This is a genomic window from Priestia sp. J2, from assembly GCF_020790095.1.
Taxonomy (GTDB): domain Bacteria; phylum Bacillota; class Bacilli; order Bacillales; family Bacillaceae_H; genus Priestia; species Priestia zanthoxyli.
Genome location: NZ_CP086208.1, coordinates 1,963,821 through 1,977,436 on the forward strand (window position 1 = coordinate 1,963,821; position 13,616 = coordinate 1,977,436).

At 37.2% G+C, this 13,616-nt stretch carries 11 protein-coding genes; 8 read left to right on the top strand and 3 right to left on the bottom strand.

All coding sequences use genetic code 11. The features are described 5' to 3' along the window. Positions 1-26: 26 nt before the first annotated feature. The 4 genes from LJY09_RS09860 to LJY09_RS09875 all read left to right on the top strand — a co-directional run bounded on the left by LJY09_RS09860 (position 27) and on the right by LJY09_RS09875 (position 5,878). Entirely contained in the window at positions 27-701 is a 675-nt protein-coding gene (locus LJY09_RS09860; protein ID WP_028413601.1) for a response regulator transcription factor, read from the top strand. Next, positions 691-2,118, top strand: a complete 1,428-nt coding sequence (locus tag LJY09_RS09865) for a sensor histidine kinase (protein WP_028413600.1) — start codon at positions 691-693, stop codon at positions 2,116-2,118. The genes LJY09_RS09860 and LJY09_RS09865 overlap by 11 nt, the downstream gene beginning before the upstream one ends. Positions 2,119-2,494: 376 nt before the next feature. After that, the gene (locus tag LJY09_RS09870; RefSeq protein WP_098112537.1) at positions 2,495-3,859 is read left to right on the top strand and encodes an allantoinase; all 1,365 of its coding nucleotides are present in this window, start codon (positions 2,495-2,497) and stop codon (positions 3,857-3,859) included. A 528-nt stretch (positions 3,860-4,387) separates the two neighbouring features. Then, on the top strand, positions 4,388-5,878 hold the full coding sequence (locus LJY09_RS09875) for a peptide MFS transporter (protein ID WP_028413598.1): 1,491 nt from the start codon (positions 4,388-4,390) through the stop codon (positions 5,876-5,878). Positions 5,879-5,907: 29 nt separating this feature from the next. Here the strand turns inward: LJY09_RS09875 and LJY09_RS09880 are convergent, their stop codons facing one another. After that, positions 5,908-6,312 (bottom strand): hypothetical protein, encoded by a 405-nt coding sequence (locus tag LJY09_RS09880; protein ID WP_028413597.1) that lies wholly within the window; start codon positions 6,310-6,312, stop codon positions 5,908-5,910. Positions 6,313-6,810: 498 nt separating this feature from the next. Between LJY09_RS09880 and LJY09_RS09885 the strand changes: the two genes are divergently transcribed. Beyond that, a complete protein-coding gene (locus LJY09_RS09885; RefSeq protein WP_028413596.1) occupies positions 6,811-8,520 on the top strand; it encodes an NAD-dependent malic enzyme in 1,710 nt (569 codons plus the stop codon). A 143-nt stretch (positions 8,521-8,663) separates the two neighbouring features. After that, positions 8,664-10,007, top strand: coding sequence for a 2-hydroxycarboxylate transporter family protein (locus LJY09_RS09890; protein WP_028413595.1), 1,344 nt, complete (start codon positions 8,664-8,666; stop codon positions 10,005-10,007). A gap of 48 nt (positions 10,008-10,055) precedes the next feature. On the opposite strand, the gene LJY09_RS09895 is transcribed toward LJY09_RS09890, so the two are convergent. Together LJY09_RS09895 and LJY09_RS09900 are read right to left on the bottom strand one after the other, a co-directional pair. Then, the gene (locus tag LJY09_RS09895) at positions 10,056-10,877 is read right to left on the bottom strand and encodes a Cof-type HAD-IIB family hydrolase (protein WP_013082899.1); all 822 of its coding nucleotides are present in this window, start codon (positions 10,875-10,877) and stop codon (positions 10,056-10,058) included. Between the two features lie 305 nt (positions 10,878-11,182). Next, complete coding sequence (locus tag LJY09_RS09900; RefSeq protein ID WP_155010189.1) at positions 11,183-12,208, bottom strand: LLM class flavin-dependent oxidoreductase; 1,026 nt, start codon at positions 12,206-12,208, stop codon at positions 11,183-11,185. A gap of 327 nt (positions 12,209-12,535) precedes the next feature. Here LJY09_RS09900 and LJY09_RS09905 point away from each other — a divergent pair, with 327 nt between their 5' ends. Both LJY09_RS09905 and LJY09_RS09910 read left to right on the top strand, forming a co-directional pair. Then, complete coding sequence (locus LJY09_RS09905; RefSeq protein ID WP_028413593.1) at positions 12,536-13,066, top strand: hypothetical protein; 531 nt, start codon at positions 12,536-12,538, stop codon at positions 13,064-13,066. 10 nt (positions 13,067-13,076) lie between these two features. Continuing rightward, positions 13,077-13,601 (top strand): GNAT family N-acetyltransferase, encoded by a 525-nt coding sequence (locus LJY09_RS09910; protein WP_028413592.1) that lies wholly within the window; start codon positions 13,077-13,079, stop codon positions 13,599-13,601. Positions 13,602-13,616: the final 15 nt, after the last annotated feature.

The window sequence follows — 13,616 nt, forward strand, 5'->3', positions numbered from 1 at the left end:
TCAAACGAAGGAAGGAGTTACGCAGAATGAACGTACTGCTAGCAGAAGATGATTTGCAGCTAGGTGAATTAGTTAGTTATATGCTGAAGAAAAAAGGAGGCTATAACGTCGAATGGGTGACGGAAGGGAATGATGCATATGACTATGCATCTGAAGCACATTATGATGTGTTAATTCTTGACTGGATGATGCCCAATGGAGACGGAATCGATGTATGTAAACGTCTAAGAAAAGAAGGATACGCCGGGGCCATTCTTATGTTAACAGCAAAAGATGCGGTTCAAGATCGTATACAAGGCTTAGATGCGGGAGCGGATGATTACGTTATTAAGCCATTTGAAATTGACGAGCTGCTTGCAAGGCTTCGCGCTTTGGCTCGTCGTAATTATGCACCAATTTTAGAAGAAGAAGTAGAGATTGCCAGCATGATATTAAAAAGAGCAAGTCAAACCGTGCAGTTTGACGAGGAGTTTATTCAATTAAGTCCTCGTGAATTTCAACTGCTAGATTTTTTAGTAAAAAACAAAGGACAAGTTCTTTCCCGGGATATTATTTTAGACAGGGTATGGGGATATGAATCAGATGTTTCGATTAAAACGATTGATGCGACGGTTAAACTTTTGCGAAAAAAACTAGAGAAATTTAACAAACAAGATCTTATTCAAAGCATTCGCGGAGTAGGCTACAAAATTGAAAGCTAAACTTCTTACGAGGGCTAAACAGAAAGTAAAACAAAAAGTAAAGCAAGATTTATTCAGCCAGACGCAAAATCGTTTAACATTCCGATACAGCGCATTGCTAATGCTGTTTCTGCTTTTATTCGTATTTATTGTTTATGCATTGGTGTATGTGGTTGTATCCAATAGTCAGCAGCAAAACTTAAATAGCATGTTAAAACAAGAGTCTCGAATTGTCCAAAGCATCTTAATTAAACAAGCGGTAAACAGTTCGAATCAACAGTCGAAAGAAGAGTATAAAAACATTGTCGTAGCCGGTGAAGACCAGTTTTTTTATTATGTCATCAGTCCTGAAGGGGACCTTATTATGGGCAACGAAGCGAGTGAGCGTCTTCGCTCTAACTTGTTAGATTTAATTGATGGATGGATCCCTATTGAAAACGAAGTGCGAAAAGAACGAATAAAAGCCCCGCGTCCTAGTTTTGAGCACATCGAAGGAGTAAAAGGGCAAAACGGGGAAGGCAAAATAGATATTGATTTAATGATGGCGGGGGAACCTATTTTTTATAAAGGCCAATTTTTAGGGATGCTTTATATTGGAAAAGACGTTTCGTTTCTTTATCAGCTGTTAAAGTGGCTCCTCATTATTATGCTGAGCCTTACGGTACTGTTTGTAGGAGTAGCCATTTATATCAGCCGCTTAATGTCAAAACGTGCCATGGTCCCAATTGAAACAGCTTTCCAAAAGCAAAAAGAATTTGTGGCGGATGCATCCCATGAGCTAAGGACACCGCTTAGCGTTATGCTTTCTTCTATCAACGCTTTAGAAATGCAGGAGGAAGTAACAGAAGATCCCTTCTCTAAAAAATTAATTAATAATATGAAAGCTGAAGTGAAGCGGATGACGAGTCTCGTCAGTGATTTACTTACGCTTGCACGCTCAGACTCTAATAAAGTAGAAAAAGCAATGATGCCATTTGATATTACAGATGCGGTACAAAAGGTAATGGAATCGGTTGAAACTCTAGCGATTTCTAAACATATTGATTTGCAGCTGGATACGCCTGAAAAATTAGTCGTAACTGGAGATCAAGAGCGTCTCACTCAGCTGATTTACATTTTGTTAGACAATGCGATTAAATATACGACTCCTCATGGAAGTGTAAACATTCAAGTGGTTCAGCACGGGAGTGAATGTACATTAAAAGTACGTGATACAGGGGTTGGAATTCATCCCGACGAAAAGGATCGAATCTTCGACCGCTTTTATCGTGCTGATAAATCCCGATCCCGTCAAATGGGAGGTCACGGGCTAGGCCTAGCAATCGCTAAATGGATCGTAGAAACACATAAAGGCAAAATTGATGTAGAAAGTGAACAAGAAAAAGGAAGTACATTTACAGTAAGGTTGCCAATGTCACAAAAAGTAAAAAAGAGTTAAAAGAGACTGTGACAAAATTAGTTGAAGGAAGATCCGAACGAGTTTGATTCTTGATGGAGAATCAAACTCGTTCGGATTTTTTTATGGTTAGAGTGGAGGTAGGTTTCATTTATCCAATTTGTTCGTCCGTTGATTTAGTTATGTCTCCATCTCTTTTCAGTTAGTGAAAGTGACCAAATGAAAAAGAAAAGTTTAGACAAAATGGCGAATGAAAAAATCGGATAATTCAGTTATATTAACTGGCGTAATAATCAGTCTGTGTGTCAGGGTTCTTTACAATGATAAAGACTTTTTAAAGGAAACAGTGCATGATAGAACAATAGCAGACTACTTCGTTTAACAAAAAGATGAAGTAAGTAAAGGGGAGTTTGATAATATGTACGATTTAATTATTCGGGATGGTTCGGTCGTATTAGAAGACGAAATAGTAAAAGCGGACATAGGTGTTAAAAAAGGAAAGATTGCAGAAATAGCGCAAGGTGTTAGCATACCAGCAAAAAAATACGTAGATGCTAAAGGCAAATATGTTCTGCCTGGAATGATTGATATTCATGTGCATTTTGATGAACCGAGCCGAGACCATTGGGAAGGGTTTGACTACGGTTCAGCATCTATGGCCGCAGGAGGCTGCACTACATATTTTGATATGCCTTTAAACGGCGTTCCTCCTACCGTAACAGAAGCAGCGCTGTGGGAAAAGAAAAAGCTGGCTGATCAAAAGTCAGTAGTAGATTACGGTCTATGGGGAGGGTTGGTTCCTGGTAATAAAGAAGAATTAGCCAAAATGGCTCATTCGGGTGTAATAGGTTTTAAAGCATTTATGTCAGAAGCAGGTTCTGAATTTGATTTCTCAGATGACCTCACATTATACGAAGGAATGAAAGAGATTGCAAAACTAAATAAAGTGCTTGCCCTGCATGCTGAAAGAAATGACTTAATACAAAAGCTTGAACAGGCTAAACAGAAGCAAAAGCAAACGGCTATTAAAGATTATTTAGAAACGCGACCGGTTGTAGCAGAAGTAAACGCAGTAAAGCAAGCGCTTGAGTACGGTGAAGAAACGGGATGTCCGCTTCACTTTGTACACATTAGCAGCTATGAAGCAGTGCAGCTTATTACGGAAGCAAAGAAGAATGGAATGAACGTTACGCTGGAAACTTGTCCGCATTATTTACTTTTTACAGAGGAAGACTTTGAAGAAATTGGCGTAACGGCTAAGTGTGCACCTCCTCTTCGCAGCAGGAGTCAAAAAGAAAAATTATGGGCATGTATTCAATCAGAAGAAGTAGATATGATTTCTTCGGATCATTCTCCTTGCCCGATTGAGTTAAAAACAGCTCATCAGAATGATTTATTTAAAGTTTGGGGTGGAATATCAGGCGGTCAGTACTCTTTGCAAGCAATGATTAGTGAAGGAGCGATCACTAGAGGGATTTCTCTTTCTCACATTTCAAAGCTTGTATCAACCAATCCAGCTAAACGATTCGGCTTATATCCCAAAAAAGGAAGCATTTTGCTAGGAGCCGATGCGGATTTGGTTATCGTTGATCTTAATCAAACTGAAAAAGTGACAAAAGAAGGAATGGTTTTCAAACATAAGCACAGTATATATGAAGGAACGGTATTTAATAGCGTTATTTTAACTACCATTAATAGAGGAACGATTGTATACACTAAAGAAGAAGGTGTGTTTCCTCTTCACAAAGGACAAATGGTAAATGGTGAATACGTAAAATTGTAGGCACAGTGAAAAAAGAGATGAAAAATAAACCTTTTATCTCTTTTTTTACATAAAAAAATGAGGATGACTTATATTAAAAGTATTACATAGGTGAAAAAAGAGTATCTACTATAACAAAAGAGACATTTTTAAAGAAGGTTTTATTATTTTAAAAAAGTATATTTTTGATTGAGGGAAGCATAATTTAAAAAGAATAAAGCTTCTTTTTAAATATAAAGAAAAATTTCCCAAAAAGAAAAATATTATCTGGTTGTATGAAAAGTAGATAATCAGATGCTTTGTAATCAAGGGTTTTGTATAAAAAAATTTTCAAAAAGATATTTTAAGAAAGGAAATCTTGATTTAAAGCTTTTTATAGGTGCAATTTTATAATGAAAAACCGTATATTATGCACTCATTGTAAAATTCTGATATTGACAGAATCATTTTATAAGAATAAAATTTTCTTGTTTCTATTTTTTTATATCATCATAATTTTTTGACAGTTTTGTCTATGGTGGTTTACGGTTGAAAGAGAGGTTAAGGAATATGTCAGTAGAGAGAGAAAAAGTGTATGAAACAGTTCCTCAAAAAGGATTCTTCGGACATCCTAAAGGTTTATTTACCTTGTTCTTTACAGAATTCTGGGAGCGTTTTTCATACTATGGAATGCGTGCGCTACTTGTATTGTACATGTACGATACAATTGCAAACGGTGGATTAGGAATGGAACAAGGAACCGCTTTAGCGATCTTTTCTATTTATGGTTCTCTTGTTTATATGTCTGGAATTATTGGCGGTTGGATTGCAGACCGCATTTTAGGTACGTCTAATACGGTGTTTTACGGCGGTATATTTATTATGCTCGGACATCTAGTGCTTGCATTGCCAGCAGGTGTAACGGCGCTGTTTATTTCAATGTTCTTGATTATCATTGGAACAGGTTTATTAAAACCAAACGTTTCAAGCGTTGTGGGCGATATGTATAGCCCGACTGATAACCGTCGAGATGCTGGATTTAGTATCTTCTATATGGGTGTAAATGCTGGAGCATTTATCGCGCCGCTAGTTGTTTCAACAGTAGGTGAAAAGTATAACTACCACTTAGGTTTTGGAATCGCGGCAGTAGGAATGCTTTTAGGCCTAATCGTATTTATGGCTACACGAGGTAAAAACCTAGGGCGTGCAGGTAGACAAGTTCCAAACCCTTTAAAACCAGAAGAGCGCAAAAAAGTTTTTGGTACTATTGCACTTGCTGTAGTTGTACTTGCTATCTTTATTGTACTGACTTCTTTAGCAGGTATTTTAACAGTTGAAGGCGTTATTTTATTTGTAAGTATTTTAGCGATTGTTATTCCAATTATTTACTTTGTGGTTATGTATAAGAGTCCCAAGACAACAGCTGATGAGCGTTCACGCGTATTAGCTTATATCCCTCTTTTTATTTCTGGAGTAATGTTCTGGGCAATTCAAGAGCAGGGGTCAACAATTTTAGCAACGTATGCAAAAGATCATACACAGCTAACGTATGGCGGCTTTAAAATTCCAGTTGGCTGGTTCCAATCGTTAAATCCGTTATTTATTATTATATTTGCCCCAGTTTTTGCAGCAATTTGGGTGAAATTAGGAAACAGACAGCCTTCTACACCAAAGAAGTTTTCATTAGGACTTTTATTTGCAGGGCTTTCTTTCCTTGTCATGGTTATCCCGGCTAGTATTCATGGAAACGAAACGTTAGCGAGCCCGCTATGGCTAGTATTAAGCTTCTTCTTAGTTGTAGTTGGAGAGCTTTGTTTATCACCAGTAGGGCTATCAACTACAACAAAACTAGCACCTGCAGCGTTTTCTGCTCAGACAATGAGTTTATGGTTCTTAACAAGCGCAGCGGCGCAGGCAATCAATGCTCAGCTTGTTCAATACTATGAAAACATTTCGCAAGTTGTTTATTTTGCTGCATTGGGCGGAGTGTCGGTCATTTTAGGTGTAATTGTACTAATGATTTCGCCAAAAATTCAGCGTTTAATGAAAGGTGTTCAATAAAAAAAACCGTCCTTAAGGGCGGTTTTTTTTTATGATTTATTTGAAAAAATATTCATGAAGGAGGCGTATGTCTGATCGTCCTCACCCTCATAGAACGCAAGATTTAAAAGTCTGTTAAGTTCGTTTGTTGATTTTTCAGTTTCTGCAATAATTTGATGCATATGAGCAATCTTAGACATGGATCCGTTGCCATAAGCATTTTTAATTTGATTTAATGTTAAATGAAGCGATAAGACCTCTCGGCGAAGAGCTTGTCTTAATTCAGAGGAAGCAGGGATAAAAAAGCGTTTATAAAAATAACTGGCTTCTTCAAACACCAATTCTCCATTCTCTAGCTCTTTAGCCGCAATTTCTTTAATCTCTTGATCGTCTAATCGACTGGCCGCTTCTTCGATAAGAAATCCAAAAATAATAGCTGTATCTGGTTTTAACATATAATAACCTCCATTATTATAAAAAAGAACTATGTAGTTTATATGTATAGATAGAAAGGAAAAAATATTCATAGTAATTCACTAATCAGCATAGACAAAAAAATAAAAAATATTCTTTTATAGGCAAACTAAAATTATTTCAAAATAAATTTTTTATAATTAAACATTTTTTCCATATTAAAGGATTATTTTGACTTTCCAAAAGAGATGAATAGAATAAAGAGGGTTCTTAGTACCTATATAAAAAGAAAATTGATAAAAAATATTAAATTCAGAAATTTCTACCTCTTTATAACTAAAAAATTGCTCTACTAAAATAGTTGACAGCAGAAATAGATAGGCATAAAATATACTATTGTCAAATGAATTAGCAAGCTATTCATAAAAAGTTAACGGACATTTGAATAATATGAGTAATATCCATATAAGGTATCAATTACTTAAATCTAACCAACTTGTATGCTTGTCATACAAGTCTACAGAAAGGAAGATAGTCGTATGCGTAACGTATTTTTTACAGATAATGAAACAATTGAAACGACTTTACGTGGGAAAGAAATTTTAGGAGCTCCAATGTTAAACAAAGGAGTAGCTTTTACAAAAGAAGAGCGTAAAACGTTAGGATTAGAAGGTTTACTTCCTCCAATGACTTTAAGTTTAGATGAGCAGGCAAAACGTGCATATGAGCAGTTTTTAGCTCAGGCAGATAACCTTGGTAAGAATGTGTATTTAAACGATTTACAGAACCGTAATGCTGTATTATTTTATCGTTTATTGCAAGATCACTTAAAAGAAATGCTTCCGGTTGTTTATACACCAACAGTTGGACAAGCAATCCAAGAATACAGCCACGAATATCGCCGTCCGGGTGGCGTATACTTGTCAATCGATAATGTAGAAGGCATTGAAGAAGCTCTTAAAAATATCGATGCAAATAGTGAAGACATTGATTTAATGGTTATTACAGATTCAGAAAGTATTTTAGGAATTGGTGACTGGGGCGTTGGTGGTATTAATATTGCTATCGGTAAATTAGCCGTGTACACAGCTGCAGCAGGAATCGATCCAAGCAGAGTACTTCCAGTTGTTCTTGATGTAGGAACAAACAATGAAAAATTATTAAATGATCCTTTATATATCGGAAACCGCCATGAACGTATCCGCGGTGAGCGCTATGATCATTTCGTAGATCAATTTATTTCAAAATCTCTTGAAATATTCCCTAATGCACTGTTACACTGGGAAGATTTCGGTAATGTAAATGCTCGTAATATTATTAACAAGTACGGAAAAGAAATTCTAACGTTTAATGATGATATTCAAGGCACAGGTGCCGTAACGCTTGCCGCTATTTTCTCAGCAGTTCAAGTGTCTAAAATGCCACTTCGTGACCACCGTGTTTTAATCTTTGGACCAGGTACAGCAGGTATCGGTATTGCAGATCAAGTACGTGATGCAATGGTATTAGACGGGATCACAGAAGATGAAGCATACAAAAACTTCTGGGCAGTCGATTTCCGAGGCCTTTTAACAGATGACATGGACGACTTATTAGGTTTCCAAACGCCTTATGCACGAAAAGCAGAAGAAGTGAAGGACTGGAACCGTGAAGAAGACAAAATTTCTCTTTTAGAAGTTGTCAGACAAGTTAAGCCAACAATCTTAATTGGTACGTCTGGTGTAGCAGGCGCATTCTCAGAAGAAATCGTAAAAGAAATGGCGAAGCATGTAGAACGCCCAGCTATTTTACCAATGTCAAATCCAACTCCGCTTGCGGAAGCTACTCCTGAAAACCTATTAAATTGGACAGAAGGAAAAGCACTTGTAGCGACTGGAAGTCCGTTTGAACCAGTTAACTACGATGGTGTGGAATATGAAATTGGTCAATCTAATAATGCTTTTGTTTTCCCTGGTCTTGGTCTTGGATCAATCGTGGTAAAAGCAGAAGTTATTACAGACAGCATGTTCGCAGCATGTGCACACGCTGTAGCTCAAATGGTAGACAGCAGCAAACTAGGAGCTTCATTACTACCACGCGTAGAAGAATTACGTGAAGTATCATATAACGTTGCTTTAGCGGTTGCTAACGCAGCAATTAAAGATGGCGTTGCAAAAGAAGTTCCAACAGATGTAAAAGCGGCAGTAAAAGCAGCAATGTGGGAACCAACATACAAAGAAATTAAAGCTTTAGAAACGGTAAATGCTTAATTTTTAGATAGAAAAAGCACAGCTTCTGAAAAAAGAAGCTGTGCTTTTTTTAGTTACAAAAAGAATTCTTAAGTTACATAACGTATATAGTTTTTTTAAACTTGTGTATGATTCTCTATATTAGAACCACAGGGGGTTATGAGATGAATACAGCACGTAAATTGGAAACGTTTACTCAAGATTCACAGCCTGAAAATAAGGGTTTTTGGAACCGAATCAACAATATTAAAGTAGGAGTTATTCCTCTACCGCTATACGTTTTACTTGCATTAATTGTATATGGCGCGGCCGTTTACAACGAACTTCCTCCAGATATGATTGGCGGATTTGCGATTATTATGGTAATGGGAATGCTGCTTGGTGATTTAGGATTAAAAATTCCGATTTTAAAAGATATTGGCGGACCAGCTATTTTATCACTGCTTGTACCTTCCGTATTAGTTTTTTATAATGTTTTAAATCCCGCGTCTATGGAAGCGGTAACAACTTTGATGAAAACATCAAACTTTTTATACCTTTATATTTCTTGTTTAGTAGCCGGAAGTATTCTGGGCATGAACCGTAAAGTTTTAATTCAAGGCTTTACACGTATGTTCGTACCGCTTGTGTTAGGTACGCTAGCCGCTGTAGCTGCAGGCGTAGCCGTTGGGATGTTATTTGGTTACGGAGCAAAACATACATTTTTCTATATTGTTGTACCAATCATTGGAGGAGGAATTGGTGAAGGTATTTTACCGCTTTCACTTGCTTATTCTCAAATTTTAGGTAGTTCAGCAGAATCTTTTGTGTCGCAAATGATTCCAGCTGCTGTTATTGGAAACATCGTTGCTATCGTATGTGCTGGCTTAATGAAACGTCTAGGAGAGAAAAAGCCAGAATTAACAGGTAATGGAGTTCTTGTGAAGACAAAAGGCGGAGATGGCATCTCAGAAGATACAAATATCAAGAAACCAGTAGATTTTTCGTTAATGGGCGCAGGTCTTTTAATTGCATGTAGTTTCTTTATTTTTGGAGGCTTAGCACATAAGTTTTTAGGAATTCCAGGTCCAGTTTTAATGATTGTAGCGGCAACGCTAGTCAAATGTTTACAAGTAATGCCTGCTAAGATGGAGCAAGGTGCTTACCATATGTACAAATTCATTTCTACGAGCTTGACATGGCCGTTAATGGTAGGCCTAGGAATTTTGTATATTCCTCTTGAAGATGTAGTGAAAATTGTGACACCAGGTTATGTAGTCGTATGTGCAGCAGTTGTTATGGCTATGGTAGCAACCGGTTATTTTGTAGGTAAAATGATGAAAATGCATCCGGTGGATGCAGCAATTGTAACCGGCTGTCACAGCGGTTTAGGAGGTACGGGAGACGTAGCGATTTTATCAGCTTCCAACCGTATGTCACTTATGCCATTTGCTCAAGTAGCAACAAGACTTGGAGGCGCTTCCACTGTTATTTTAGCTACGCTTCTTATGAAACTTTTAGGAGTATAAAATCAAAACAAAAAAGCAGCTCGGTTCGTACGAGCTGCTTTTTTTGTCTTATGAAACACTAACAGGTTTTAAGATGAATTCTTCCACAACTTTTGCCACACCGTCGTTCATGTTTGTATCTGTTACGTGGTTGGCTTTTTCTTTAATATCTTCAGGAGCATTTCCCATTGCTACGCCAAGTCCAGCAAATTCAATCATGGCAAGGTCATTATAACTGTCGCCAATAGCAATCACTTCATCGCGTGTAATGCCAAGCTGCTGAATTAATAAATGTAAGCTTGTCCCTTTTGTGACACCTTCTTCTGTGAATTCAAGGAAGTATGGTTTAGAGCGCATTACGCTTAGCTCTCCTTGAAGCTGCTTTTGAAGTTTCTTTTCAACGTGAACCAGCATTTCCGGTTCTGCAAGCATGAGTACTTTTACAACAGGTTCTGTAACGGCATCAGTAAAAGATGAAACAACACGGATCGGCAGACCTGTAATGTCACTTTCAATATCCGTAAATTTATTTTCTACTTCTGTTATAATTTCATCTCCAACGTACGTATGAATTAAAACTCCTTCTTCGCGGCTAATATCGTCGAGACGTGCAACGGTTCTCGGAGATAATGTGCTGCTAAATAGCTCTTCATTTGTTAAGCAATTAATAATTTTCGCCCCGTTAAACGATAAAATAAAGCTTCCGTACTTTTCTAACTCCAGTTCTTTGGCGATGTGAACCATTCCGTAAGTTGGTCGGCCAGAAGCAAGTACAACTTTTACTCCCGATTCTTGCGCCTTCATTAATGCTTCTTTTGTGCGCGGAGAAATAGTGTGATCATCGCATAATAGTGTATCATCCAAATCTAAAACAATCATTTTGTAAGGCATAATTTTAAATTCCCTTCTTCTACTAGACTCATATCTTCATATGGTACTATAAAAAAACGTTTGATTCAATTTAATGATTTTTTGAAAAAAAGAAGCATGCGTATACTTTGTTTGAACGCCTCGTAAGTAGATGAAACAAAGAACTTGAGACATAGCTAAAACAGCCCAATCAATAGCTAAAAGCAATTAAACACATGAAAGCTACGTTTACCATGACAACGAAAAAATACGAAGTAATAATCAATCATTTTAATTATTACTTCGTATTTTACTTCGACTAAAATTCTTTTATTTCAGCCTCTTGATTAGTAAGCTGCTAGAGTTTGATTCGTTTTCTGAGCATCTCCTTCACTGAAAGCTTCTTTTAAGAGCGTATAAGACCGCTTTTTTTGTTCAAAATCTTTAAGAGCAGTAAGAATAATAAATTCATCAATAGAAAATGCCTGTTTCAAAGCTTGGAGCTTTTGACGAACGGTTTCTTTTGTGCCGTATATGACGTTTGCTTCTTTTTCTTCAATTCGATAGCTTTCTTTAGACTGCTGAACAAATTCTTCCGCTTTTTCTTTGGAGCCTAATGTAGCGGATTTCCCACTTTGTAAGTATACTTTAAATATTTTTGTGCTGGATGCTAATGCTTTTGCTTCTTCTACGGTATCCGCTACGATGACGGAAAGGGCAACGACAAGCGAGCGTGCATGGGATGAAACGTGCTGATTATAGACGGAAATCGCTTCTTCTAGCACTTTTTGATCACCATTAATGAATTGAGCAAATACATAAGGAAGATTTAGAGATGCCGCTAGCTCTGCGCTTGAAGCACTTGCTCCCAGTAAAAACATATCTGCTGCTTTTTGGGGCCTTGGATAGGCTTTTAAACCGTAAAGAGGGTGATCTTCCGGCAGCGTATCGTTTAGGTATTGTTTAAGTTCTATCAGTTTGTCTGTTAAGGACTTAGTGGGCTGAGAGTTTTGTTGCAAGGCTTGAGTAGAATGAGGTAGTCCTCCTGGTGCTCTGCCGATTCCAAGATCGATGCGATTTGGAGATAATGAGGCTAAAACGTTAAAATTTTCTGCTACTTTATAAGGGCTGTAGTGTTGAAGCATAACACCGCCTGAGCCGATACGGATATGATGTGTTTTGGCGAGCAGGTGAGAAATTAACACTTCGGGTGATGATCCTACAACATGTTCAGAGTCATGATGCTCCGCTACCCAAAAACGGTGGTAGCCAAGTTCTTCTGCTAGCTGAGCTAATTGAATGGTATGCTGAAATGCATCTTCAGCACGCTCACCTTCATAACGCGGGCTTTGATCTAAAATACTTAATTTCACTGAAAACACTCCTTAAAGTTGATAAAAAAGGTAAGAATAATTGGGATTAATTTTAGCAAAGGATTTTCCAGATGAAAAGAGTTTTTTTAAAGAAAAATATTTTTTGAAAAATAAGTTGACTTTGCCATTTTGAGGCTATATAGTTGAATCATCAAATAGAAAAGCCGATAAAACAACTTGGATAAATAAGAATTGAGTGAGTATGTTTCAAAGACACTTCACTTCATTCTCCGGTTTTATCAAAAAAACAGTTAAAGCTGATTGGTCTACCAAAGGCTCCTGAGGAAACTCTAGGAGTCTTTTTGCTGTAAAAAGGAGGGGGAAAAGGTGAGCGATGTATGTATTTTATATAACGGAAGCTCTCATAATTATCAACAAATAGCCTCAGTGAAAGATGAGCTAGAAGCTTGCTTAACCTCAAAAGGAGTGCACGCCGAAGCTATCTCGTATCATGATGTACACGCTTTGAAGCAGGAAGCGCAGAAAGAAGTAAAGGCATTTATTTCGAAAATGAACCAAGCTAAAAGCATTGTCGTTCTGTTATCGGGAGTAAATGAAACATACGTAGAATCTTTTGAACGGCTAACAAAAATATTGCCAGAAGATTTATTGTATAAAAAAATACTTCTGCCAATTCTTATTGGTGAAAATGTGAATTCTTTACTAAAAGCTAAGTATGATTTAAAACTTTTAGCGTCTTTTTTAGGTAGACCTTACTGGCTCAGCAGTCTTTTTCTACTTCATGAATACGTCTCTTTTACAGGTATTAACAATGCGAATGCCAAAAGTCGTTTAAAGGAAGCGGTGGATGAGCTGATTTACAAAGGTAATCTATCCCTTCAAACATTTATAAAATGAGGTGAAGAAAATGAGTGAATTATTTCGATTAGCTACCGTAGAAGATGCTGAAGAACTGTTGGATTTAACGCTTCGAGCATATGAGCCGATTCGAAAGCTAGGAATTAAATTTCCTGCTGCGACGGCAACGATTCAACTTGTAAAAGAAAACATTCAAAACAGCCGCTGCTACGTGCTGGAAAGTGATGAAAAAATCGTAGCTACGATTACAGCAAGAACGTATAAAGAAATAACGAACTGGCCTTTCTTATGGTGGTTTGCGGTAGATCCTTTGCTTAAAAAGAAAGGAGTAGGTTCTAAACTCTTAACGTGGGTTGAAGAAACGGTTATTCGAGATCAACTGGGGGCTCCTGCTGTTACATTAGCTACTTCTGATCGACACCCATGGCTGATTCCTATGTATGAAAGAAAAGGGTATGAACGCTTTTTTGAAGTCGATCAAGGAGAAGAAGGAAAAGGCGTATTCTTAAGGAAGATCTTACATCCCGAAAGATATGAGTTAGAAAAACACAAGGAGTTACAACAAGCTAATTAATCATTTAAAAGAAAA